The 22,913-nt window shown below is 42.5% G+C and carries 19 protein-coding genes and 2 pseudogenes; 13 read left to right on the forward strand and 8 right to left on the reverse strand.

Annotation, left to right across the window (positions count from 1 at the left end):
• Nucleotides 1–215: 215 nt before the first annotated feature.
• From AC3CID_RS18455 to AC3CID_RS18465, 3 genes are read right to left on the reverse strand one after another with little or no spacing between them, the layout of a single operon-like run.
• Entirely contained in the window at nt 216–1,304 is a 1,089-nt protein-coding gene (locus AC3CID_RS18455) for a 3,6-anhydro-alpha-L-galactonate cycloisomerase (RefSeq protein WP_488527875.1), read from the reverse strand.
• 25 nt (nt 1,305–1,329) lie between these two features.
• The gene (locus AC3CID_RS18460; protein WP_428785907.1) at nt 1,330–1,956 is read right to left on the reverse strand and encodes a bifunctional 4-hydroxy-2-oxoglutarate aldolase/2-dehydro-3-deoxy-phosphogluconate aldolase; all 627 of its coding nucleotides are present in this window, start codon (nt 1,954–1,956) and stop codon (nt 1,330–1,332) included.
• Between the two features lie 16 nt (nt 1,957–1,972).
• Nucleotides 1,973–2,920: a sugar kinase gene (locus AC3CID_RS18465; protein ID WP_474356628.1), complete on the reverse strand. Its 948-nt coding sequence runs from the start codon at nt 2,918–2,920 to the stop codon at nt 1,973–1,975.
• Between the two features lie 369 nt (nt 2,921–3,289).
• Here AC3CID_RS18465 and AC3CID_RS18470 point away from each other — a divergent pair, with 369 nt between their 5' ends.
• Genes AC3CID_RS18470 through AC3CID_RS18480 form a run of 3 tightly spaced genes read left to right on the forward strand, consistent with a single transcriptional unit; the run spans nt 3,290 to nt 6,803 of the window.
• On the forward strand, nt 3,290–4,771 hold the full coding sequence (locus AC3CID_RS18470; RefSeq protein ID WP_474356627.1) for a mannitol dehydrogenase family protein: 1,482 nt from the start codon (nt 3,290–3,292) through the stop codon (nt 4,769–4,771).
• Nucleotides 4,768–5,784 (forward strand): zinc-binding alcohol dehydrogenase family protein, encoded by a 1,017-nt coding sequence (locus AC3CID_RS18475; RefSeq protein ID WP_428786367.1) that lies wholly within the window; start codon nt 4,768–4,770, stop codon nt 5,782–5,784. The genes AC3CID_RS18470 and AC3CID_RS18475 overlap by 4 nt, the downstream gene beginning before the upstream one ends.
• A gap of 11 nt (nt 5,785–5,795) precedes the next feature.
• Nucleotides 5,796–6,803, forward strand: coding sequence for an Ldh family oxidoreductase (locus AC3CID_RS18480; RefSeq protein WP_474356626.1), 1,008 nt, complete (start codon nt 5,796–5,798; stop codon nt 6,801–6,803).
• Between the two features lie 982 nt (nt 6,804–7,785).
• On the opposite strand, the gene AC3CID_RS18485 is transcribed toward AC3CID_RS18480, so the two are convergent.
• The gene (locus AC3CID_RS18485; protein ID WP_372054732.1) at nt 7,786–8,868 is read right to left on the reverse strand and encodes a glycoside hydrolase family 117 protein; all 1,083 of its coding nucleotides are present in this window, start codon (nt 8,866–8,868) and stop codon (nt 7,786–7,788) included.
• Nucleotides 8,869–9,314: 446 nt separating this feature from the next.
• On the opposite strand from AC3CID_RS18485, the gene AC3CID_RS18490 reads away from it, so the two are divergent.
• From AC3CID_RS18490 to galK, 5 genes and pseudogenes are all read left to right on the forward strand, one after another.
• The gene (locus tag AC3CID_RS18490; protein ID WP_474356625.1) at nt 9,315–10,322 is read left to right on the forward strand and encodes an Ldh family oxidoreductase; all 1,008 of its coding nucleotides are present in this window, start codon (nt 9,315–9,317) and stop codon (nt 10,320–10,322) included.
• A 346-nt stretch (nt 10,323–10,668) separates the two neighbouring features.
• Complete coding sequence (locus tag AC3CID_RS18495; protein WP_474356624.1) at nt 10,669–11,943, forward strand: oligosaccharide MFS transporter; 1,275 nt, start codon at nt 10,669–10,671, stop codon at nt 11,941–11,943.
• A 22-nt stretch (nt 11,944–11,965) separates the two neighbouring features.
• On the forward strand, nt 11,966–12,367 hold the full coding sequence (locus AC3CID_RS18500) for a hypothetical protein (protein ID WP_488527876.1): 402 nt from the start codon (nt 11,966–11,968) through the stop codon (nt 12,365–12,367).
• 560 nt (nt 12,368–12,927) lie between these two features.
• Nucleotides 12,928–13,135, forward strand: a pseudogene (locus tag AC3CID_RS18505) (galactose-1-phosphate uridylyltransferase); the annotation flags it as partial.
• A gap of 206 nt (nt 13,136–13,341) precedes the next feature.
• Nucleotides 13,342–14,502, forward strand: a complete 1,161-nt coding sequence (galK, locus tag AC3CID_RS18510; protein ID WP_488527877.1) for a galactokinase — start codon at nt 13,342–13,344, stop codon at nt 14,500–14,502.
• 478 nt (nt 14,503–14,980) lie between these two features.
• Here galK and AC3CID_RS18515 read toward each other — a convergent pair whose 3' ends face one another.
• Complete coding sequence (locus AC3CID_RS18515; RefSeq protein ID WP_488527878.1) at nt 14,981–15,511, reverse strand: IS66 family transposase; 531 nt, start codon at nt 15,509–15,511, stop codon at nt 14,981–14,983.
• A gap of 348 nt (nt 15,512–15,859) precedes the next feature.
• On the opposite strand from AC3CID_RS18515, the gene tnpA reads away from it, so the two are divergent.
• The 3 genes and pseudogenes from tnpA to tnpC all read left to right on the forward strand — a co-directional run bounded on the left by tnpA (nt 15,860) and on the right by tnpC (nt 18,293).
• On the forward strand, nt 15,860–16,213 hold the full coding sequence (gene tnpA / locus AC3CID_RS18520) for an IS66 family insertion sequence element accessory protein TnpA (RefSeq protein ID WP_488527879.1): 354 nt from the start codon (nt 15,860–15,862) through the stop codon (nt 16,211–16,213).
• Nucleotides 16,210–16,566, forward strand: coding sequence for an IS66 family insertion sequence element accessory protein TnpB (gene tnpB, locus AC3CID_RS18525; protein ID WP_488527854.1), 357 nt, complete (start codon nt 16,210–16,212; stop codon nt 16,564–16,566). The genes tnpA and tnpB overlap by 4 nt, the downstream gene beginning before the upstream one ends.
• 54 nt (nt 16,567–16,620) lie before the next feature.
• Nucleotides 16,621–18,293: pseudogene (gene tnpC, locus AC3CID_RS18530) on the forward strand (IS66 family transposase).
• 146 nt (nt 18,294–18,439) lie between these two features.
• Here tnpC and AC3CID_RS18535 read toward each other — a convergent pair.
• Nucleotides 18,440–18,622, reverse strand: a complete 183-nt coding sequence (locus AC3CID_RS18535) for a hypothetical protein (protein ID WP_488527880.1) — start codon at nt 18,620–18,622, stop codon at nt 18,440–18,442.
• A gap of 279 nt (nt 18,623–18,901) precedes the next feature.
• On the opposite strand from AC3CID_RS18535, the gene AC3CID_RS18540 reads away from it, so the two are divergent.
• Both AC3CID_RS18540 and AC3CID_RS18545 read left to right on the forward strand, forming a co-directional pair.
• A complete protein-coding gene (locus AC3CID_RS18540; RefSeq protein ID WP_488527881.1) occupies nt 18,902–19,138 on the forward strand; it encodes a hypothetical protein in 237 nt (78 codons plus the stop codon).
• 219 nt (nt 19,139–19,357) lie between these two features.
• Complete coding sequence (locus AC3CID_RS18545; protein WP_488527882.1) at nt 19,358–20,620, forward strand: metal-dependent hydrolase family protein; 1,263 nt, start codon at nt 19,358–19,360, stop codon at nt 20,618–20,620.
• Nucleotides 20,621–21,424: 804 nt separating this feature from the next.
• Here the strand turns inward: AC3CID_RS18545 and AC3CID_RS18550 are convergent.
• Together AC3CID_RS18550 and AC3CID_RS18555 are read right to left on the reverse strand one after the other, a co-directional pair.
• Nucleotides 21,425–21,736, reverse strand: coding sequence for a hypothetical protein (locus AC3CID_RS18550; RefSeq protein WP_488527883.1), 312 nt, complete (start codon nt 21,734–21,736; stop codon nt 21,425–21,427).
• Complete coding sequence (locus AC3CID_RS18555) at nt 21,733–22,911, reverse strand: Arm DNA-binding domain-containing protein (RefSeq protein WP_488527884.1); 1,179 nt, start codon at nt 22,909–22,911, stop codon at nt 21,733–21,735. The genes AC3CID_RS18550 and AC3CID_RS18555 overlap by 4 nt, the downstream gene beginning before the upstream one ends.
• Nucleotides 22,912–22,913 lie beyond the last annotated feature (2 nt).

The following is a 22,913-nucleotide window of genomic DNA, read 5'->3' on the forward strand; positions in this document are numbered from 1 at the left end:
TCGGGCATTGCGTAAGATTATGTGATCGATATTGGACTAATGTGAGTTTTAAATCATGCAGTTAGGGCGGCGGAAATGAATGTAAAAATGTGAGTATATATATCAACCAAAGCGGAGTAATAGGCCAGGATAACGTTGAAAATAAAAAAGCCCCTCGAGAGAGTGAGGGGCAAAGGCTCTAAAGGCTAGTGAAAAAACCTAAACTCTAGCAGGAACTACACTTGATACTGTGCGAATTTTTCCCAATCAAACTCAACACCGATACCAGGAGTATCAGGCGCAACGGCACGATGGTTGTCAACAACAAGTGGACGTTTGGTATATTCGTCAATAGGGAAGCTATGCACTTCTAGCCATCCAGTATCAAAAGCGGACACTAAACTAACATGAAGCTCTTGCATGCCATGAGTACACACAGGGACACCATATTTTGTGGCTAAATGAGCGGCTTGAAGCCACCCTGTGATACCGCCACAGTTAGACGCATCCGGTTGTACAAAACCGAGTTTCGCTTGATCCATCGCATAACCAAACTCATGGATAGTATGTAGGTTTTCACCCATAGCAAGTGGGATAGACGTGTTGTCTGCAATTTCGGCATAACCAAGATAGTTATCGGGAATGGTCGGCTCTTCAAACCATGTGATGTTGTATTGTTCAACTGCCTTAGATAACGTGATTGCTTGTTCGACAGACAACGAGTAATTTGCATCAATCATAAACGTGACTTCAGGACCGATGAATTCACGCACAGCCTTGATTCGATCAATATCTTCTTGCATGTTCTCTCGACCGATCTTTATCTTGACGGCATTAAAGCCACTATCTAGATAGCCTTTAATGTTATTCAGTAATTTTTCAAGCGGAAACTGAAGATCGATACCACCACAGTAAGCTTGGCAAGTATGGTTCTTTCCTCCGGCCATCTTCCAGAGAGGCTGGTTTTCACGTTTACCTTTTAAATCCCAAAGCGCAATATCTACGCAGGACATCGCAAAGCTGGATATACCACCACGACCTACATAGTGAATGTGCCATTCCATAAAGTCGTAGATTTCATCGATTTTTGAAGCGTCTTTACCGATAATCGCGGGTTGAATATCGTGTTCCAACATCGCCTTTATAGAAAAGCCGCCTTTTCCGCCAGTGTACGTGTAGCCAGTTCCTTGACTGCCATCTTCAAGAGTGATTGTCGTTGTGATTAATTCAAAGTGGTCGTGATCGCCATGTTTAGCATCAGAGAGAATCTCTGCTAAAGGGATCTTAAACAATTTGGTTTCAATATTTTTAATTGCTGTATTCATATTGCTCTCTATCTTCTATTTTCGCTTAAGCGACAGACTTAACAACTTCGCGAACCAATCGGCCAATCTCAGTCCAATTGCCATCGTTAACCAGTTTTTTATCAACCATCCACGTACCACCGCAAGCGAGAACAGCTGGTAATGAGAGGTACTCGTGAACATTCTCGGGATTAATGCCCCCGGTCGGCATAACTTTAATTTGTTGGTAAGGGCCAAGCAAAGATTTCAGCATATTCAAACCCCCAGAGGCTTCTGCTGGAAAAAATTTTAACGTGGTAATGCCGAGTTCAATGGCTTGTTCGACCAAAGATGGGTTATTCACCCCAGGAATGATATCAATGTCATGTCTTAAGCACGCATTGACCGTATTGGGGTTCAACCCTGGTGAGACGATGAAATCAGCCCCTGCATCTTTAGCAGCAATCACTTGATTTTCGTTCAAGATGGTGCCGGCACCAATCAGCATATCTGGATAAGCCTTTCGAAGCAGTCTGACCGCTTCTTCTGCAGCGTCTGAACGGAAGGTAATTTCCGCAACAGGTAACCCATTTGCGACAAGCTGTTCACCCAATGGCAAAATATCTTCTGCACGATCAATGGCGATAACGGGAATGACTTTATACTGAGCCAACTGTTTATTTAATAGAGACATAATAATTCCTTAACGATTAGTTACCGGCCATGCGAGATTTCACTTGAGCAAGTGTTGGCAGTGGAGCAACGGCGCCGTAACCTGAAATGGTGATAGAGGCGGTCGCATTCGCATGAGCTAAACAGTCTTCTAAACTCAATCCATTGACATAATGGGTACAAAAGGAGCCTGCAAAAGAGTCGCCTGCTGCCGTGGCATCTACCGGCGTTACTTGATGCGGCTTGATGTGATGGCGAGTATGTTCATCTGCAACGGTGGCACCGTCGCCACCTTGCTTAAGGACCACCACTTTAGCACCAAGCTTGAGGTAGTGATCGATAATGTCATCAGGTTGCTCAAGTCCGGTAAGCAGTTGAGCCTCATCAACACTTGGAAAGCAGATGTCGACGTTTGAAATGGTTTCTTCAATAATCGCTTTCGCTCGTTTAAGCGACCAAAGCTTGAGGCGCAAGTTAGTATCAAAAGAAACTAACGTATTATTACTATTTGCAATATCGATAGCACTGAATACAGCATCACAACTTGTCGCGCTGATCGCTTGTGTGATGGCTGTGGTATGTAACAATTTAGCATGGCGGATTGCATCAACTGGCAAGCGAACAGGGGTAATAAGCGATGCGGCAGAGTTTTTTCTCATAAAAGAAAAATGATGTCCATCTTGATCATGGGTAATAAAGTAAACACCAGTATGGGCGTCCGTATTAGAGAATACTTGGCTTGAGCTTACGTGCTCTTGCTCCCACAAATCTAAAAAACGCTTACCAAATTCATCATCCCCCAGATGAGTCAACATTCCTACGTTTGCGCCTTGTCTGGCGGCCGCAATTGCGAAATTAGAGGCATCTCCACCGAAGCCACTTAAAAAATCACCGTCACCGCGATTAGCATCTCTTAGTTGGCTAAATTCAAACATTGGTTCACCAAAGCTTAAGATTTCTGGATTTTTTGGACTAATATCTTTCATTGTAGTACTCGTAAATTGATTTTAGGTTGAGGGTAAAAGGTAAAATACCTATATCCACTAAAATTGGTTGAACTGTCATCCATATTAAAGGTGGAGATATTTTAGGTCAACCAATTCAGCTGGTGTTTTAAAGCCTGAGGTCACACTTTTATCATTTGTATGTTCGTTGGGTTTTTCCTTTTCCTGGTATAGCTTTGTTGGTGTGTTTATATTGTTTTCTCACTTGAAATTGTTAATTGCATCACTTGTTATTAATTAAATTGGTTATCCAATGTCTTGTATTGGTTTTGTGTTTATGCCTATAATTGGTCCAGTACGGCAGGGTTTAGCCGATTCTTAATATAATGGTCAATCAATCGGACTTGGAATATGACATCAGCAAACAGAATTTTGGACGCTCAATACTCGTCTCAAACAGATTATGATAGAGCAGCGCTACAAACGGATATTGTGCACCTTGGTTTTGGTGCATTCCATCGGGGTCATCAGGCGGTTTATAACGATCTTACAAACCAAGCAACAGGTAAGTTATGGGGAATTTGTGAAATTAACCTATTTGGTCCAGAAGATCTTATTCGCAATCTACAACAGCAAAATGAACAGTTTACGGTTGTTGAGAAATCTGCAAGCGATACCCATACCCGATTAGTCAGAACGATATCGGAATCGATTCACACTCCGGTTGATGGCGTTGAACGTGCAATAGCGAAAATGACTGAAGAGCAGGTCAAAATCGTGTCTTTGACGATTACGGAAAAAGGGTATTGCACCGACCCTCAATCTGGTCGCTTGGATTTAAGTAACGATCTGATTCAGCATGATTTAGGCAATCCACAATCACCAAATTCTGCAATTGGTTGTATTACCGAAGCATTACGTCAACGTCGTGAGCTAGGTTTGACACCATTTAGTGTCCTGTCATGTGACAATATTCCAGAGAATGGTTTGCTGACAAAAGACGCGGTTGTATCGTTTGCCAAGGCGTTGGATCCAGTGTTTGCATATTGGATCGAAGAGCATGTTACTTTCCCTAGTACGATGGTTGATCGAATTGTACCCGCGATGACGGAAGACCAATTTGATGTTATTGAGCAGGAAACAGGTTATCGAGATCCTTGTGGCATTGTGTGTGAGGACTTTAGGCAGTGGGTGGTTGAAGATAATTTTGTTGCGGGTCGTCCTGATTGGGATCTTGCTGGTGCTATGTTCGTCGGTGATGTTCTGCCTTATGAGGAGATGAAACTTCGAATGCTAAACGGCAGCCATTCATTTCTAGCCTATAACGGCAGTTTGGCTGGTCATGAATTTATCTATCAATGTATGCAAGATGAAGCGTTGAAAACAGCCACGCTTCGTCTAATGAAGCAAGAGCAGGCTAAGTCGCTGCAGGAAGGGCTTGAGGTCAATCTTGAAACCTATGCGAACCTTTTAATTCAACGTTTTAGTAATACTAATATTAAGCACAAAACCGGTCAAATTGCGATGGATGGTTCCCAGAAACTACCGCAGCGTTCTATCGATCCATTTATGACTTTACAACGACGTGGCGTTGACAGTGTATGCCTTCCTATCGCTATTGCGGGATGGATGCATTACACGCTCAATCAGGTAGCAAATGGCGAGACTATTTATGACCCGCTTGAAGCTATGTACACAGAGATTGCGCTTGCTGATGTTTCGTCAGTAGAAAAAGCGAATTCATTACTTTCAATCGAAAAAATCTTTGGTACTCATAAGCGAGAAAATCCAGAGTTTCACAATAAAGTGATTGCAGCATTTACGTCTATCGAATCTAAAGGAATCAATGCCGTCATTGATTCTATTGCTAAGAATCAAGGAAACCAACTATGAAAACACTCATTTGTCATGAGCCTAACAGCATCGAATATATTGAACGTGATATTCCGACCATTTTAGATAACCAAGTACTGCTTAAAGTTAATTCTGTCGGTATTTGTGGGACGGACATTCACGCATATGCGGGAAAACAACCTTTCTTTTCATACCCACGCGTATTGGGACATGAGATTTGCGGAACCGCAGAAAAAGTTGGAAAAATTTGTCAAGTGGCGACTTCGGGTAAGCGTTATTCAGTGATCCCTTGTGTACCATGTGGGACGTGTTCAGCGTGTCGTGAAGGCAAAACGAACTGTTGTGAGAACGTGTCACTTTACGGGGTCCATCGTGATGGTGGATTTTCGGAGTACTTAGCCGTTTATGAAGACAATTTGGTTGAGTTACCAGAAAATGTGAGCAGCTCTGAAGGGGCACTTGTTGAATGTTTTGCAATCAGTGCTCATGCGGTACGTCGTGCTGAAATTAACGCAAGTAACAATGTTGTCGTGGTAGGAGCTGGCCCCATTGGTCTTGCTGCTGCTGCAATTGCAAAGGCAGAGGGTGCCAATGTCGTCGTTGTGGACGTTGATGCTGGACGACGCGACCAAGTTGTCACAAAACTTGGTGTTCAATCTTTAGACCCGTTTGAAGAGAATTATGTTCACAACTTGAAGAAAGCGTTTGGCGGAGAACTTGCGTGTGTCTTGATGGATGCAACGGGTAACAAAGGTTCTATGTCTCGGAGTGTTGATTTGATTCGTCATGGTGGAAAAATTGTTTTTATCGGTCTTTATATTGGTGATTTGGTATTAGATGATCCTACATTCCATAAAAAAGAAACGACCTTACTGAGTAGCCGTAATGCAACACGTGTCGATTTTGAGCGCGTAATTGAGTTAATGGCTTCCGGAGCAATTTCTCAAGAAATAATGAAAAACAAAGACTATGACTTCTACACATTCGGCAATAGTTACAAACAAGATGTTGTAGAGAATAAAGCGTTAGTCAAAGGTGTGATCAACTTTTAAGGGGAAGTGGTATGTCGACCGTTAATGTAAAACCAGAAGAACTTAAATCTCTTGCCCTGAGCAAATTATTGGCTGCGGGTTTAGATGACAAAACAGCAAAAGAAGTCACCGATGTATTGGTTCATGCTGATATTACCGGTGTGCATTCACACGGTGTGATGCGAGTCGAACACTATTGCAATCGTCTTGAGGCTGGTGGCTTAAATGCGAACGCGAATTTTAGTATTGAACAGGTGTCACCTTCAGTCGCAATTTTAGACTCTGATGATGGTATGGGACATTCAAGCCTCATCGCAGCAACGAATCACGGTATTGAACTTGCGAAAGAAACTGGCCTTGGTTTTGTTAGCGTGAAAAATACGTCACATTGCGGCGCGCTTTCTTACTTCATGGAACAAGCGACGAGTCAGGGAATGATTGCGATCGCTATGACACAAACGGATACCTGTGTTGCACCTCATGGTGGTGCAGAACGCTTTTTGGGAACGAATCCGATTGCATTTGGCTTCCCTGTTGAAGGTGGTACGCCAATGATCTTAGATATGGCGACTAGCGCAACGGCTTTTGGTAAGCTGTTGCATGCAAAAGAGACGAATCAGTCCATTGATGAAGGTTTAGCTATCGATGTTGAGGGTAACATTACAACTGACCCTCACAAGGTGGAGAATCTGTTGACATTTGGTGGCCATAAAGGGTCTGGTATTGCATTGGCAATTGATGCGTTAACCGGTGTTCTAATGGGTGCAAACTTCAGTAATCACATTGTTCGTATGTACGGTGACTATGACAAGATGCGTAAATTGGCGAGCCTAGTTATTGTGATTAACCCTGAAAAGCTAGGCAATGCCTTATTTGCCGTTACGATGGCGGCGATGGTGTCTGAATTACGTTCAGTTGTACCAGTACCAGGCACCGAGAAAGTATTGGCTCCTAACGATCCACAAGTGGCGTACAAAGCGAAGTGTGAAGTTGAAGGTATCCCTGTCGCGAAAGGCGTGTATGCGTACTTAACAAGCTAAACAGCTTAATTAAACCTAGATAAAAACCGCCTTTTGATTTGATAGTCTCATAGGGCGGTTTTTTTTGTTCACATAACCTATTATCGGGAACTAAAAACAAAAACGTTAGCAAGTGATATGGTTTAGTCGCCAAACAGAAAGCATACACAAACGATCGTTTACATGCCGAATCAGATTTTCTTATCTTCATTCTGAGAAGACTTTCAAATAGTAAAGTCCCATCATAACGCATCACTTATTACCCTAACTTTTTCTGTAATTTGGTCGCTCTATCTCCTTGATGGCGTTCATTGGTACTCTATCAAAGAGATAGATAAACGCCGACGTCAATAAGTTGCAACGTCAGTGAAATTGGGAGAGATAATGCAACTCGTCATGGACGAGCTCTATACCTCTAAAGATCATCGATATGCTACCACCACCGCTGATATTCAAAAAATGATTTGGATGGGATTAAGTCTTAGCCTCAGAGATATACAATCGTTCTTCGGACAGCTAGGCAGGCAAACATGGCAAAAATATCGAAGCCGTCGCGATGCATATGAATACGATTTTTGACTTTGAATGCCCGAACGCGAATCGTTTATGACTTGTTCTATGTTGTTACTAAGTTTGGTCGAGAGGTGATTAATAGAGAAAGAGTCGACCAAGCGAACAAACTCAAGCAAGAAAAAAAGTGAGGCAATAGGTCAAGTGCTCATGCTCACTATAGATACTATCGAAAATAGAGGCACTTAAATACAAGATAAAGTTAATCAAGCTAGTGGCATATGGGGATTGATATGTAGACAGCCTCTTCTTGGAGGTAAAAAGGCTTTCTCCAGAAAGCCGTGGTGGATCATATAAAAGCCCCCATTTTGTATCGTTATTTTTCACGCCAACATAGTCGTGTGATTAGACTATGTTGGCGAGTCAAATCGATGAGGTATCATCTCTAGCACGCAAAGATGATACCCCTATTGACTTTAAGCTGCTGTCAGAATTAATTGCTGTTTTGAAAAGTACCAATGTCTAGTACTTGTCGTTTAATACGGTATCGACTGATAAAATTCCAGTTCCAAGACGGGTCATACTTATGGCATAAACCCCACTCTAACCCAGGTTCGAGCGTCGAGTCTGATTCTTCAGAGCGGAAGATCCCCAGCGCTTCAGGCGCACCTTTGATATAGGACATAATTTCGAAATTTATGCCATCTTTCGCCCATTGAATTGTATTCTTTTCAGGACCATCTGTTGTAATCAGAGATGCGATGCCACCGTTGTAGTGCCATACAGCAACTTCGTGACCACTATTGGATATTGGGTTGTATTCAGATTTGATGTATGGACCTAAGATATCATCCGCTATGGCCACACCATGCTTGATTTCACGCCCCCCCATATTCATCTCTTCGCCCATCGTTTCACCTTTGTAATATAGGTAGAATTTATTGTTGAAGAACATTAAACATGGATCGTGCACCTTGTGGCTATCAAAGCTACCTTTTGATTCCACTATAAATCGATTGTCTTCTTCACCACGCCATTCTCCGTCTTTTGAAGGGCTTAAAATAGGTGCTTCAGTTTTAGTCCATGGCCCAAATGGGTTGTCTGCCCATGCCATTGCGATTTCTTCGTATTGGCGGTTTGTGTAAGGAGACTTGACGGTTTGGTAAACCAGATAGTATTTGCCTTCATGGGCAAGGACTTCAGGGGTAAAGACGGCACGATCATCATACTCACCAGCTTTGCCCGCTTGAATGGCAGGGCCTTGTTCTTTCCAAGTGATGCCATCTTCGGAGCTGGCATGCCACACTTCGGTTAGATCCCAAGGGAACACTTTATCTTTGATATCTCCAGTAAACCCGAGTGTTTCACCTTCGCCCTTTGTGTACCAACAATGATAGGTATTGTCGACCTTTATGACCGCGGTGGGATCTCTTCGAATCACACCGTCCTCAAACTCGAAATCGCCTTTGAGATCGATGACATCGAACTCAACCATCCACTCTGGGCCTTTCTTATCGTAGCCCAACTCGATAGCACGACGACTGGCGAGGCTAAGTTTTTTTCTTGAATTGTCCATATCTACCTCTAAGAATAATGTTAAATCTGCACTAAAGGTAAACCAATTTTACCTTTGGTGCAATGAGTAGTAAATAAGAGAGGCAAGTAGCGTGACAAGGCGCACGTAATTATGATTATCACGGAATAAACATAACTATATACCGCTTGTATTAGCGCAGTTTACGTTGCAGGTTGGATTTTTGGGTATTTATAAAGGTAAAAAATGACATTCCCTACTGTAATGTGAAATTAATAAGTGAAAAAACAGAGTTTTTATGAACAAAAATCGGGCGATTGGTTTGCCAATGTGGCTGTTTTGGTAATCCGTGTGATTATGGTCACTGAAATTTATCAAACTCTCAATTATAAATAGCGCTCATTGGTTAACCGTGGAGTCATTAAGAAGATGATAAACACGGTTTGATAGTGAATAAAACGAATTAATACACGGTTGAAGAGGCAAATATGACAACAGTTAGGGTAAAAGAACAGGCGTTGAGAACCATGGCGACTCAAAAGCTTGTAGAAGCAGGGTTTTCAGCATCGGACGCGAAGAGTGTGACGGATGTGCTGATATATGCTGACCTAACTGGTGTTCATTCTCACGGTGTTATGCGTCTTGAGCACTACTGTCAACGAGTTATGGCTGGTGGTCTTAATGCTGCTACTAAGCACCAATTCGAATTAATATCACCTTCAGTCGGTATTTTGGACGCTGATGACGGTCTTGGGCATCCTGCACTGGTCGCAGCAACGATGCACGCTATTGAGATGGCGAGGGATACAGGACTTGGATTTGTCAGTATTAAAAAAGCCTCGCATTGTGGTGCCTTATCATATTTTATGAACATGGCAACGGAAGCTAGGATGATTGGCATTGGCATGACTCAAACCGATGCTTGTATGGCGCCCCATGGTGGAGTAGGACGATTTTTAGGAACTAACCCCATCGCGTTTGGGTTTCCTGTCGAGGGATCTCACCCGATGATCATAGACATGGCAACCAGTGCCACCGCATTTGGTAAGTTACTGCATGCGAAAGAAACGGGCAGTCAGATCCCCTTAGGCGTTGCCATTGATGCTGATGGAAATGAAACTACGGATCCACATAAAGTTGAAAATTTGCTAGCTTTTGGTGGTCACAAAGGCTCCGGTATCGCTTTGGCAATCGATGCGTTGACTGGCATTTTAATGGGAGCTAATTATGGTAATAACATCATTGGAATGTACAGTGATTACGATAAGATGCGTGAGTTAGCAAGCTTGGTGATTGTGATTAACCCTGAAAAGCTTGGTACACCGCTATTTGCACGATCGATGGCTTCAATGGTATGTGAACTAAGAGAAGTCACACCTGCACCAGGTGTGGATAAAGTGCTTGCGCCGAATGATCCTCAAATGGATTACAAATCAGATTGTTTAGAGAATGGAATTCCTGTCGCAGGGGGGGTATACGAGTTTCTGACCAGCTAGAATTCGTTATTATTTGCGACAAGGCGAGCTTGGTTATCCATGCTCGCCTTTTTTTATACAATATAAGTCGCTTATTATCTTTTTGGTCCTTTTCCTGATTTTTATTATTGGTAAATGATTTTCTTGATATTGCTCATGCCTAGTGCTTTATTCGCCATGTTTCGGGTTTTTACCATGTTAAATTGTTTATTAGGTACCTTTGGTTTACCAGTTTTAGTTAAATATCATCCAATATCACAAAGTGTTACACCTGTCACTGTATGCTAGTGTATCACCATGTAGTATCAGTATTAGAAATTTTAGGCAGTTCAAAGTAGCGACTGTTTAGGTATATAACGGAGTAAATATGAAAACCGATTCGAATAAAGTCGCAATGGGCAAAGTTTGTCTTATGTACTTTTTTTACAACTTTTTTTGGTCTTTGAGTTCAGGTTCATTATTCGCAGTGTGGCTGAATGATAGGGTTGGTATTGACGGTTCGCAAATTGGAGTTTTGTTTGGACTACAAACTGGTATTGCCGTTTTATTTAAGCCTGCCATGGGTTATATCATGGATAAATTAGGTCTTAAGAAAAATTTACTTTATTTTATTTCAATACTTAGTGTGTTAATTGGTCCATTCTATATTTATGTATATGGACCGTTGTTAAGTAATGATTCCACGTTTATCGCAGGAATTATTGTTGGGTCAATTTATCTCGGCATGTTGTTCCAAGCAGGTAGTGGTGTCATTGCTTCTTATTCAGATAGATTCGCTCGTTGCCATAGTAACGATTTTGGCTTGGTAAATGGCTTTGGTATTGCAGCTTGGGGTGCATCTGCGATTCTTGCAGGTTACCTATACAACATTAACCCAGATCTCATCTTTGTTGCGTGTAGTGTGGCTGCATTGCTTATGCTATTTTTTGCATTCTCATTGCGAGTGGGTCACTTGGACGAAGTGGACAATGAAGTATTGTCAGCTGAGAAAATACAAAAAGAAGATGTCATCAAACTCCTTAAAAACAAGAAAATGTGGGCGTTCATGACTTACGCTGGAACGATTTCGGTTGTATTTTGGACATCAATGTCACAGTTTACTCGTTATTTTATTAGTTTCTTTCCAACGCAAGAGGAAGGTATTACTTTCAGCTCAAACATGGATGGTATAACAGCTATTTTCTTGTTTGCTGTTAGTGCTAGCGTACCATTTATTATTAAGAAAATCGGTGCGAAAGGAAGTCTACTTCTTACTGCTGTTGGGATCACATCATTCCTTTTGATGATTGGTTTTGCGGGTTTGGGTCAAAAGAATCTTTACCTGGCTATAGTAGCAAAACTATTATTTGGTATTGTTAACCCATTACTTATCGTATCTGTATTTGCCTATATTGCTGAGCAGTTTGATAAAAAGGTTAACTCTTTCACTTATATGTTTGGTTTCCAGGTTATCAATAACTTAATGACAGCGATAGCCGCGCCAGTCATGGGTACTATGTACGATTCGCATGGTTTTCCAATGAGTTATATTTACTTTGGTGTGTTTTCAGCGGTTGCAACGGTACTTGCAATATTTACTTTGAGTCGTCCACCAATAAAAGTTGATGAGCAAGATATAAACAAAGAACCCGCAGCAGCGTAAATAATCATTTGGAGTAATTGTTATGAAAATTCTATATATTGTTCGTGGTCCATTTGGTACAGGTAAAACTGAGTTTGCCAATACGATTAGTGATAATGTTGTTTCTTGCTGGGATTACTATGCAAGATATGGCAAAAATAAATACGATGAAAATTTAAAACCTTATGCTGATCAATATTGTCGAGAGTCTGTATTAAATTTAATGAAAGATAATAAAAAAAATATTGCTGTGACCAACTCATTTTCTAAAAATAGTGATCTGGATTATTTCTATCAAGCGGCACAAAAACATGGTTATGAAGTGTTTAGTCTTTTTATGGATACAAAAGATTCAACTAAATATAAGCGTGATGCACCAGATGATGTGGTATTGAAGCAAATTATTAACTTAAAGAATAATGTCGCTTTCCATCAAACTTTTTAAGAGTTGAAAAGGGGATGTCGGTCCCTTTTCTTATTGTCATCTCTAAACGGATTTTGTTACGCAATTCAGTTTAATTAAATCATATAAATAGCTACATCCACTAAAGCTAGTAGACTTATGTATAAATCTCGTTACAAAATAACCAACTGGAAGTAATACAGCCAATCAATCATTAACCGCGGTTCTCTGGTCTTTTGGGTTTATGACGAAGCAGTAGGTGGTTGGGCGAAAAGGATCAAATTTAGCTTGGGAAGCCTTTTGATTCGACAATTTAGATATCACGGCAGCCTCATGGTGAAACGGGTATTAATAATGCTTTACGACGCTCAGTTTTTTAAACAAGATCAAACAAATCATGATATCGAGAAGTGCTGCCAGAGTTAATTATTCGTTTTCAGTATCATTTCTCGCGAGAATAAACATATCTACTTTAGCTAAGCTAATGTTGTTTCTTTCTTAATTAGCGAATGGTATTACCTCAATGAAGAATCTATTCCTTATAGATTCTTCATTTCTCTTTGGTCGACCTGGAGCCGAGTAAATAGAAAATTTGATGATAGTGGCTTGCTCTCGCACCGTACTGGACCGCTTGGCCATTTATATTTGTCAAAGACTCTGATTCGCTGGATGGACGAATTAACCTATGAACAACGCGATGACATTGAACTTGCGGTTCAAAAGTTGACTAGTCGTTATGACAGCCTCTTTCAATGTTTATTCCCAGCACTATGCACCGTTTTTGAACAAGGAATCGATATTGAACATTGATAGTTCCATGCGTTGTTCTATCTACCATGGCTGCATAGTGAAACAATGCGTAAATTTATCTAGCCGAGAGCCATCACGATCTAAACACAAAATAAGAAGCACTGTACCTGCGTGTTTCCACTATAAAGAGCAACAGTGATTATTAGCTTTCAGGGGGGTGGTTTGCCCCCCTTTTGTATTCGACCAAACAATAGGAGGAATACCTTATGTCGCAACTAATTCAAAACGTCATGACTTCATTTGAAGCAGTTTTAGGTTATAAGCCTAGTCATATTATTCAAGCCCCTGGGCGTGTTAACCTCATCGGCGAACATACTGACTATAACGAGGGCTTTGTCCTGCCATGCGCTGTTGACTATCAGACAGTTGTGGCCGCAACTAGGCGCGATGACAATTTGGTACGTGTTGTGTCAGTTGATTATGGTAATGTTGTTGATGAATTTGACCTAACCCAATCCATCATTTTTCAACAAGATAAGATGTGGGCTAACTATATTAGAGGCGTGGTAAAATGTCTGATCTCGCGCGGTTATGAGTTTACTGGTGTTGACATAGCCGTGGGTGGAAATGTACCGCAGGGAGCGGGATTAAGTTCTTCTGCGGCCCTTGAGGTTGTTATCGGGCAAACGTTTAAGGTTTTAAATAAACTACAAATTGGCCAAGCGGAAATCGCCCTAAACGGTCAACAAGCCGAAAACGAGTTTGTTGGTTGCAAGTGTGGAATCATGGATCAGATGATTTCGGCTGAAGGACGAGAAAACCATGCGATGTTACTAGATTGCCGAACTTTAGAGACACAACTAGTTCCGATACCTGAAGACATGTCGGTGCTGATCATCAACTCTAACAAAAAACGTGGACTGGTTGATAGTGAATACAATACACGTAGAGAGCAATGTGATGCGGCAGCGCATGTGTTTGATGTAAAAGCACTACGTGATGTTACGCTTGCACAGCTCAACGAAAAGAGTTACGAACTTGACAGCGTTGTTGCTAAACGAGCACGACATGTTATTACTGAAAACAGTCGCACATTGGAAGCTGCACAAGCACTTCGTAACCATGACATGAAACGCATGGGTGAGCTGATGGCAGAATCACATGCATCTATGCGAGATGACTTTGAAATCACCGTGAAAGAGATTGATCTGTTAGTGGACATGGTGAAAACGGTAATAGGTGATGAAGGCGGAGTACGGATGACTGGTGGTGGTTTTGGTGGTTGTGTTGTTGCGCTTGTACCACCTGCGCTAGTCGATAACGTAATTACGATAGTGGAAGAAAACTATCAGAATGAAACGGGTATCAAAGAGACCATTTACATTTGCAAAGCGAAAGATGGAGCTGGCCTAGTCAAGGTTCTGTAAAAACTGGTGTATATGAAGGTGTCATTAGGAACAACGATAATTAAGCAAAACGCGCATTGTTATAAGCTTGCTAAGCGGTTGTGTCGCGGAGTTGTTATGAATTAGAAGCATCCTAATTTTCAGGTGCAATTAGGCTGCTATTGTGTAAATTGCTCCCAAGAAGATAAGCCTTCAGGGTTGCTGAACTAGACTGCCCTAAATTCTGTGTATTTTTCTAAACGAAGCCTTGAAGGCTAAGTATAGGCAATATGAACAATAAAGCGCTTGAAGCTTTCACTAAGCAAGTTGCCACAAGAATTAAAACCCTGAGGATTTAACCGAGTTTAGTCAAATGTTGAAGAAAATAACCAGCGAAGTTGTACTCAATTTGTACTTTGGCGTTGGTCAGTGATCATTTTAAAGTGTTGTTTGAAATAGTCAATGTGCATGATGTGCTCACTAAATAGTATCCGCCCCATGAACCCGCGGGGCGATACTGTTAATGTTTGAAGTTCCAAGGTAGGAGGGCATCGAGATCTGGATCAGCTTTCACCAGTTTTTTCATACATTTGACCATATAGTCGAAAAGGATAAGACCGTTGGCTTTCACAGTCTCGACGATGCTGTCAAGCATCGTACTCGCGTCAGAATCATTGATTGTCGTCGAGAATAACCAATTTATTCTGCTAATGACCAGCGGTTTGATTGCGCGTTCAGCGCGATTGTTGTCGATAGACAAGTGGCCATCATCGATATAGCGGATGAGCTTCGAGCATTGCCCAAGCGTATAGTTAATCGCTTTACCTAATGGATTAGACCCTGTCACTTGCTGATTTGTCATCCACTCGTAAAGCTCATCTCGTATTGATTGGTGTGCATCTGCGCCCAGCTTTTCGGAGTTTGCCTTTGAACGATGCGGTTGCGGTCTTCTGTTTTTCGCACTGATGACGGCATGCATACTTAGGGTGAACGTATTCCAGCACTTTAAGTACCACTGGTCAGAACTCCAGTTTCTCGCTTCGGTCTTCATCAATTTTATGCAGACTATGTTAGCAGCAAGGGTACTGCCTTTCATGGTCGTTTAAATCAAGTTCGATAACCTCACGAGGTAATGTCTTTGGAAGTGGCTTGCGTTTACCTCATTTCTTTGTTGTGGTGGTCATCACCTCAACCTCTTCTTCCTAAGCCGTCTCGCATTCCACTTCGTTGAGAGGTCACCTTGTGATTCATCGTAAGGTTTTAACGCCTCCGAGCGCTGAGCGAACTGGCGACCGAAGGCAAGCTTGAGTTGTTCAAGGTAAGCGTCTTTAAATCGACTCATTCAATCCTTTCAATAAACGTCGTAACCTTTAACTTTGATCGTTAAAGGTACTCGAAAATGTCTCAGCATAGATCTCAGCAAGAATGGCTACGCCTTGTGCAGAAGTATTACAATAGTGAGCAGTCTGCCGCTCAGTTTTATTTAGAGCACAATCTTCATCCAAAAACGTTTGACAACAACCGTCGAAAACTACAGCACTTAGTCAACCTGCCTAAAAAACGAGAAGATTCACTTTCTGAATTCGTTGTTGTTGAAAAAACAGCCATGCTAAACATCAAAACCGAGCAACGGCCTCCCTCTACGTTACCTACGGAATTACGGCTTGAAGCGGGGGCGTGCTCTCTTCATGTGCCTCGTGATGTAGCACCTCAGTGGCTCGGCCTTCTATTGAAGGAGCTTGCTGTTGTATGAAAATATTCCCTGATATCTCTGTTATCTATCTCCACAAGGCGCCCGTCGATTTTAGAAAGGGCATTAACGGCTTGAGCTTTATCGTTGAGCAGAATATGAACCTTAATCCCTTCTCCGAAGCGCTATTCGTCTTCTGTAATCGCACGCGGGATAAGCTCAAAGTTCTCTACTGGCAGCGTAATGGCTTTTGCCTCTGGCAAAAGCGACTCGAAAAAGACAAGTTCGCTTGGCCAAGAAAAATGCCAGGGCAAACACTCTCATTAACGGAAGAGCAGTGGCATTGGTTGCTCGATGGACTCGACATCGAAAAAATGAAACCCCATCAAGTATTGAATTACCAAAGCCTTAACTAAATTAAAAAATATTGCGTATAAGGAACTTTCGCGGGTCTCTGCGATCTTCCTTATATGACAAATAAAAATAAAGAAGATGAGCTAGCGCTCTTACGTTCAAAAGTGACTGAGCTTGAATCTACGGTACTCACTCTTCACCAATCTCTAGGCGAAAGTGAATCGAACATACTCACACTTCGACAATCTCTAGACGAGAGTAAATCGAACGTACTCACGCTTCGCCAATCTCTAAGCGAGAGCGAATTAACCATCCAATCTCTGGTTGAAAAACTCAACCTAGCGCGGCGTAAACGCTTTGGTAGTAGTAGCGAAACCATGCCCCCTAAGGACTTAGAGTTCAATGAGGCGGAGACTCATGCCAATACGATAGAAAAAGAAGAAGCGCCCGATAATCCGAATGATGACGCCTCGGAAGCGGAAAACACTTCCTCCGAGACAAAACGTCGTGGTCGCCCAAAGCTTCCCGAAGACCTACCACGAGAGCGTGTTGTGGTGGACATACCAGAATCAGAAAAAACATGCTCGTGTTGCCAGTCGATGCTCTGCAGGATGGGACAAAGCACCAGTGAAAAACTGGTGTATATCCCAGCCAGGTTGTATGTCGAAGTCACCGAAAGGCCCAAATACGTCTGCCGTCAATGTGATGCGCTAGGAGAGAAGAGCGTTGTTGCAATGGCTCCACCGCCGGCATCGGTTATCCCGAAAAGCATCGCGACTCCCTCTTTGCTTGCGCAAATCATCACGAACAAATACCACTATGCCCTGCCTCTCTATCGTCAAGAATCGCTGTTCAGACAATATGGGCTAGCGCTCAGCCGAAAAACGATGAGTCAGTGGATATTGCGTTGCGCAGATAAGGTAGAGCCGTTAATCGCCTTACTGAAAGAAACCCTTCTTACTCAAGATGTTCTGTTCGCGGACGAGACCACATTGACCGTGCTCGATGACGAAAGAAAGAAAAGTTACATCTGGTTGTATGGGTGTGGTCCAGACCGGGGCGGTAATGCGCAATCTCCCGGAATCGTCTTGTTCGACTACCAGGAAGGAAGTCGGGGTCACCACTGCCCTCAAACTACACTGGATACCTTCATGTTGATGGGTATAAAGCGTATGAAAAGACAGAGGCGAAGTTGGTGGGTTGCTGGGCACATGCAAGACGCAAGTTCATAGAGGCAGAGCAGAGTCAACCAAAAGGCAAGCAAGGTAAAGGGGGTAAAATCCAGTGGGCAGTCAGTTGGTTCCAAAAGCTCTATCGTGTTGAACAAGCACTCAAAGATAAGGCGAGGGAAGAGCGATATGCTACCCGCCAATCAAAGACTCAGTCTCTGCTCAATGAGTTTAAGGTGTGGTTAGATAAATCGGTCACTCAGGTGCCCCCCAAAAGTAAACTGGGAGAGGCGATTAGCTACAGTCTCAATCAATGGTCGAAGCTAGTACGAGTTACCAATGATGGCCGGTTAAGTATGGATAATAACCGAGCGGAACGTTCAGTGCGTCCGTTCACGGTGGGCCGGAACAACTGGTTGTTCTCGAAGACTCATAATGGTGCCCGCGCCAGTGCCGTGCTGTACAGCCTTATCGAAACCGCGAAGGCTAACGACTGTGAGCCGTATGAGTACCTCGAATACGTGCTACGAGAAATCCCGAAACTGAAGAGTGAGGACGACCATGGTCATCTTCTTCCTTGGAACATGCCAAAAACGGACGAGTCCCCCATTCCCGAATAGCGTTCAGAATGACAGATACCGCCTTAGTTGGCGGTATCTGTGTTGATATTAGAAAGTCAATGAGTCGGTTCGTAGACGCTTACATTTGCTCCACTAACTACAGCACTGTTTGTGTTTGTTTTAGTTCTGATTGAACGTGATAACCATCACCAAGGTGTCCCTAAATATATTCTTCCACTCAGTTTCTTGTTGTTGTCTATGATGATGATACCGGACGGCGTAGAGAACACCGCAATGATGATGCAGCGTTCCGTTTCGGTCGTTTTGGGCATCGCTGTCGCTTTGATTGTTTGCACGCTTGTGCGGCCGAATAATGAAGTAGGTGACAAGCAAACTCTTAAACCTAAGCGTAGAATCAACGTCGTTGACCTAAAGTACTCGGCACGCAAAGGGTTCGGTATCGGACTTATACTATCTCTGGGGTTCTTTGGTGGGTCTGGTGCTGCTCTAGGGGCTTACTTGCTCATGATGCTTCACAGTCCCTTTACAAAAAATCTGCACCTAAAGCATGGGAGCGTTTAAACGGTACCATTATTGGCGCATTACTTTACATACCTGCTGGAATGTTACTGAGCTACGTTACAACACCAGAAATTCAGACAGTATTGATGTGGTCATTAGTGATTTTATCTTTGTATATGATTTTGATTTATCTTGAACATAGTTACACCGTGGCGTCTGCATCCATCATGTTTCTTATTCTCACTATCGCTGTCGGTCCTTTCAACGCAGAAATTGTTGAACTCGTCTTTATGCCGCGCCTTTGGTACACACTGATTGGTGGTGGTGTGATGGTGGTACTCGGTTTTGCAATACCGCTACAAGAAAAAGATATGCAAGCCTAAACGTAACACTCATACAAAAAGCTTTTCTATCCAATATAGGAGTTAGCGGAACGCAGTTTTGCTGACTCTTTTGTTATTTATTCTATTTATTCATCCTCGAATAAAGAAAGCCAAACTTATGATTGATGTGTCATTAAATGGCAATTCATGGTGAAGCTACGGGAGTATGATTTACCTATCAACTACACGAGCTAATCTCAACTCACTGAGGAAACAAATATGAAAAAGCTAATCACGAATGCTAATGTTTTCAACGGTACAGACGATAAACTTATTGAAAATGTGTCGGTTTTAATTGAAGACAACTTGATCACAAAGATTGGTGATATTGACCCACCAATGGTAGACGAAGTCATTGATGCGAAAGGCGGTACTGTCATGCCAGGGCTTATTGATGCGCACGTTCATATTACTCTTTCCGCGGGCTTCGGTGAAATGGATACAATGCCTCGAGAAGAACTTGCGATTCGCTCAGCAAAAATATCCCAAGAGATGCTAATGCGTGGATTTACAACGTGTCGTGATGTGGGTGGTAATACGCTTGGTCTTAAGAATGCTATCGATAGTGGCTACGCTACAGGCCCACGTATCCTGCCATCACAAGCGGCGATTTCTCAAACATGCGGTCACTCTGATTATCGTCAAAACCAAGCGCAAGAGCGTTTATCTAATGGTCATGAAGACTCACCATTAATGAAGACGGGCACATTTAAAGTTGCAGACGGTCGAACAGAAGTACTCAAAGCCGTTCGTGAACAGCTATTTAAAGGCGCTTCACAAATCAAAATTATGGCCGGTGGTGGTGCATCATCTACATTTGATCCACTTGATACCCTGCAATACACCCTTGATGAAATGAAAGCAGCAGTACAAGCAGCATCTGACTACGGTACTTACGTTGCCGCGCACATTCATACTACACCTGCAATGCACCGTGCCGCCGAAGCTGGCGTAATGTGTTTTGAACATGCAACCATTATGGACGACCAAATTGCACAAGTGATTAAAGACAAAGGCATTTGGGTTGTACCTTCATACTTTACCGCTTCACTGATCGCTGAGCGTAAGATCCCACTACCTAATGAAGAGACGTATAAAAAGACAGAGCGCGTAGGTAAAGCGATGTTTAAATCGGCAGACCTGATTAAGAAATATAACATCGAAAACATCGCTTACGGTACTGACTGTGTCGGTACAACTAATGTTCATGAAACGCAAATGCAAGAGCTCGGTGCGATTGAGAATACATTCGACACCATTACGGCGCTTCGCATGGCAACATCTAACTGTGGACGTTTGTTCGAAATGTCGACTTATCAACACCCATATCAAGAAGGTAAGCTTGGGCAAATCGTTGAAGGTGCGTATGCAGACCTTCTAATCATCGATGGTAATCCACTGGACGGTGTTGAGTGTGTAATGAATGATGACGCGAAGAAAGTTATCATGAAAGATGGTGAGATCTACAAAAACACACTGTAACTGGAATAAACAAAAGAGCCAGTGTGGTAATGCCGTTCACTTAAGAGTGAACGGCATTTTTATGTTTGGCATACCGTTGAGGTCTTGGTTTGACTGCTCTAGGGAAATTAGATTGGATTTGCCATACCTGTAGTTATTCATTATTTCCTAATTTAGCAGAGTCGCTAACAAGGTTTTGTCCGTGCGACCTGAAGTCGTATGAAGCGTTGTTCACCGCTTTATGAGTGAACCATCTGTGTCACCAGATGAACCTACGAGCCTGAATAAAGCAGCGGCTCTTACAATGTAACGAAGAGCGATCTAAACCGCTCGGGATCGGAATCGTGAGAGGACGATCCTCCTGATAACCACGTAAATCGGGTAAGTGCTAGGTAGTCAGTATGATGAACGTATGTGAATCCATCTAAGGTGCGTTATACGTTGAAACAGCGGAAGTGGTTAATACGCTGTGGCCAAAAGGCAATGAGAGTTGGAAAGAGGTTGGACAGTACTTTTTCGTGATCGCTTAACTCTCCGCACTTATATGGACTCCTCGTTTTAATCAATGCTTTTTTAAATAGAACGATAGTTGATCTGCGCCTGCAAAGCTGGACACTTAACTAACGACTAAGCGACTTTCCCATACCTAGAGTAATCCGCATTTTCCCTCAGTAATGACATCTGATTTAACACACTATACAGGTCTAATGGAGTCGGGCGGTAAGACGATAATTTTGTTCATGGACGTACGTCTAGGCAAATTAACATAGAGCCAGTGCGCACAACTCTTGGGACGCTATGCGCACAGTCTAGACAGTTTGGATTTTAATGGAGGATGGCTTTGCTTGATATATCAATCCGTGATTCCAAGGCCGATAAAATCCATACTGAATCTCTGGCATTTGGGTTACTCAGGCACTGATGAAGAACACGGAGCACTTCGTTGGTTACATGACAGATGAATTGATGCTCCCGCTTGTAGCGCTCAGGAAGCAAAGATGCGCGCTCTCGAATAAGCAAATAAATATCTTCGTGGAATCCATCAATATCATCATGACTTAGTTTGTAAAAAGAAGTCTTCTGAATAACATCAAAACAAAGACTAGTGCAATGTACTGCTAGCGGTGAATATTTCATGCCTCCCCTCCATTCGCTAGAAATGAAGCAAACGCACTTCCATCTCTTCGAGTTAAATTGGGAACATAGCGAGAATAAACTCTAAATAACATGGTGGTTGTAGTGTGACCCATTTGATTCGCAATCCATTCTGGTGACTCTCCAGACGCAAGCAGTAGAGTCGCATACGAATGTCGAGTTTGGTATGGATTACGAGCCTTCATATTAAGACGCTCAAGTGTTGGATACCATACAGTGCGTGACACCACCGCATAATTCAAAGGCTTTCTTTTAGTGTTCATAAACACGAAGTTATCACTAAGGTTCGCCGTGCACCTATGTGCCTTCAAAACATCAACAACACGATCAATTAAGTGAATTATACGATGTGAGCCTTGTGTTTTTAGGTCCGACAGTTCACCTTTTACTAGTGCCTGATTAACTGTGATGATTTTATTGTCTAGGTCGACATCACTCCATTGCAATCCATCAATTTCTCCCGTGCGCATACCCGTAAAAAATCGAGTGACATAATACGTATAGAACTCTTTTGGGACGGCATCAAGAAAGCTTTCTACTTCCTGAAGACTGAAGGGATCGACCTCCGTTCGTCCAACTTTTAAGGCTTTAATATTCTTCCATGGTGAGGTAAAGTCATATCGATCAGCGGCTTCATTAAGTAACACTCGCAAGGGTGTCATTATGTGGTTAATACGTGATGGGCTTAAGAAACTGCCTTTTCGTCCCGGTACTTTGGCGAGGATGGAACGAAACTGTAGAATCTGACCTTTATTGATGGCGCTGATCTTCTTATTACCAAATGTTGGTATCAGATACTTGTTTAGCACCCCTTCCACTTCTTCGTAGTGGCGAACACTCCACTCGACTTTCTTCTCTGAAAGCCAAACTTTGGCAAACTCTTCTAATCTTGGAGCTTCAGGGGCACTAAAATATTCTTTTGCTTGTCGTTTGCTCTCATCAATTTCACTAAATCGTTCAGTTAATTTACTGTTCGGAAAGTACTTCTGATATTCAAAAATACCTAAAATTATTTCAGACTCTATAACCCGTAACAAGCGCTTTGCTTTCGAACGATTTATACCGTTGTCAGGTAACTTTGTGTACTCTCGACACCGAACACCTTTAAACCTAAAGTCTAAGAACAACTGTCCGTTCCGTTGGTTTACACTACCCATAC

This window comes from Vibrio sp. QJM3NY_21, from assembly GCF_057785975.1.

What these genes read in the sequence shown, in the direction of transcription:
- AC3CID_RS18460 (WP_428785907.1), bottom strand. Translation starts at nt 1,956, where the DNA reads ATGTCTCTATTAAATAAACAGTTGGCTCAGTATAAAGTCATTCCCGTT.
- AC3CID_RS18540 (WP_488527881.1), top strand. Translation starts at nt 18,902, where the DNA reads ATGTGGTCATTAGTGATTTTATCTTTGTATATGATTTTGATTTATCTT.
- tnpB (WP_488527854.1), top strand. Translation starts at nt 16,210, where the DNA reads ATGAAAATATTCCCTGATATCTCTGTTATCTATCTCCACAAGGCGCCC.
- AC3CID_RS18465 (WP_474356628.1), bottom strand. Translation starts at nt 2,920, where the DNA reads ATGAAAGATATTAGTCCAAAAAATCCAGAAATCTTAAGCTTTGGTGAA.
- AC3CID_RS18470 (WP_474356627.1), top strand. Translation starts at nt 3,290, where the DNA reads ATGACATCAGCAAACAGAATTTTGGACGCTCAATACTCGTCTCAAACA.
- AC3CID_RS18485 (WP_372054732.1), bottom strand. Translation starts at nt 8,868, where the DNA reads ATGGACAATTCAAGAAAAAAACTTAGCCTCGCCAGTCGTCGTGCTATC.
- AC3CID_RS18555 (WP_488527884.1), bottom strand. Translation starts at nt 22,911, where the DNA reads ATGGGTAGTGTAAACCAACGGAACGGACAGTTGTTCTTAGACTTTAGG.
- galK (WP_488527877.1), top strand. Translation starts at nt 13,342, where the DNA reads ATGTCGCAACTAATTCAAAACGTCATGACTTCATTTGAAGCAGTTTTA.
- AC3CID_RS18455 (WP_488527875.1), bottom strand. Translation starts at nt 1,304, where the DNA reads ATGAATACAGCAATTAAAAATATTGAAACCAAATTGTTTAAGATCCCT.
- AC3CID_RS18500 (WP_488527876.1), top strand. Translation starts at nt 11,966, where the DNA reads ATGAAAATTCTATATATTGTTCGTGGTCCATTTGGTACAGGTAAAACT.
- AC3CID_RS18475 (WP_428786367.1), top strand. Translation starts at nt 4,768, where the DNA reads ATGAAAACACTCATTTGTCATGAGCCTAACAGCATCGAATATATTGAA.
- AC3CID_RS18495 (WP_474356624.1), top strand. Translation starts at nt 10,669, where the DNA reads ATGAAAACCGATTCGAATAAAGTCGCAATGGGCAAAGTTTGTCTTATG.
- AC3CID_RS18545 (WP_488527882.1), top strand. Translation starts at nt 19,358, where the DNA reads ATGAAAAAGCTAATCACGAATGCTAATGTTTTCAACGGTACAGACGAT.
- AC3CID_RS18490 (WP_474356625.1), top strand. Translation starts at nt 9,315, where the DNA reads ATGACAACAGTTAGGGTAAAAGAACAGGCGTTGAGAACCATGGCGACT.
- AC3CID_RS18480 (WP_474356626.1), top strand. Translation starts at nt 5,796, where the DNA reads ATGTCGACCGTTAATGTAAAACCAGAAGAACTTAAATCTCTTGCCCTG.
- AC3CID_RS18550 (WP_488527883.1), bottom strand. Translation starts at nt 21,736, where the DNA reads ATGAAATATTCACCGCTAGCAGTACATTGCACTAGTCTTTGTTTTGAT.
- tnpA (WP_488527879.1), top strand. Translation starts at nt 15,860, where the DNA reads ATGTCTCAGCATAGATCTCAGCAAGAATGGCTACGCCTTGTGCAGAAG.
- AC3CID_RS18515 (WP_488527878.1), bottom strand. Translation starts at nt 15,511, where the DNA reads ATGAAGACCGAAGCGAGAAACTGGAGTTCTGACCAGTGGTACTTAAAG.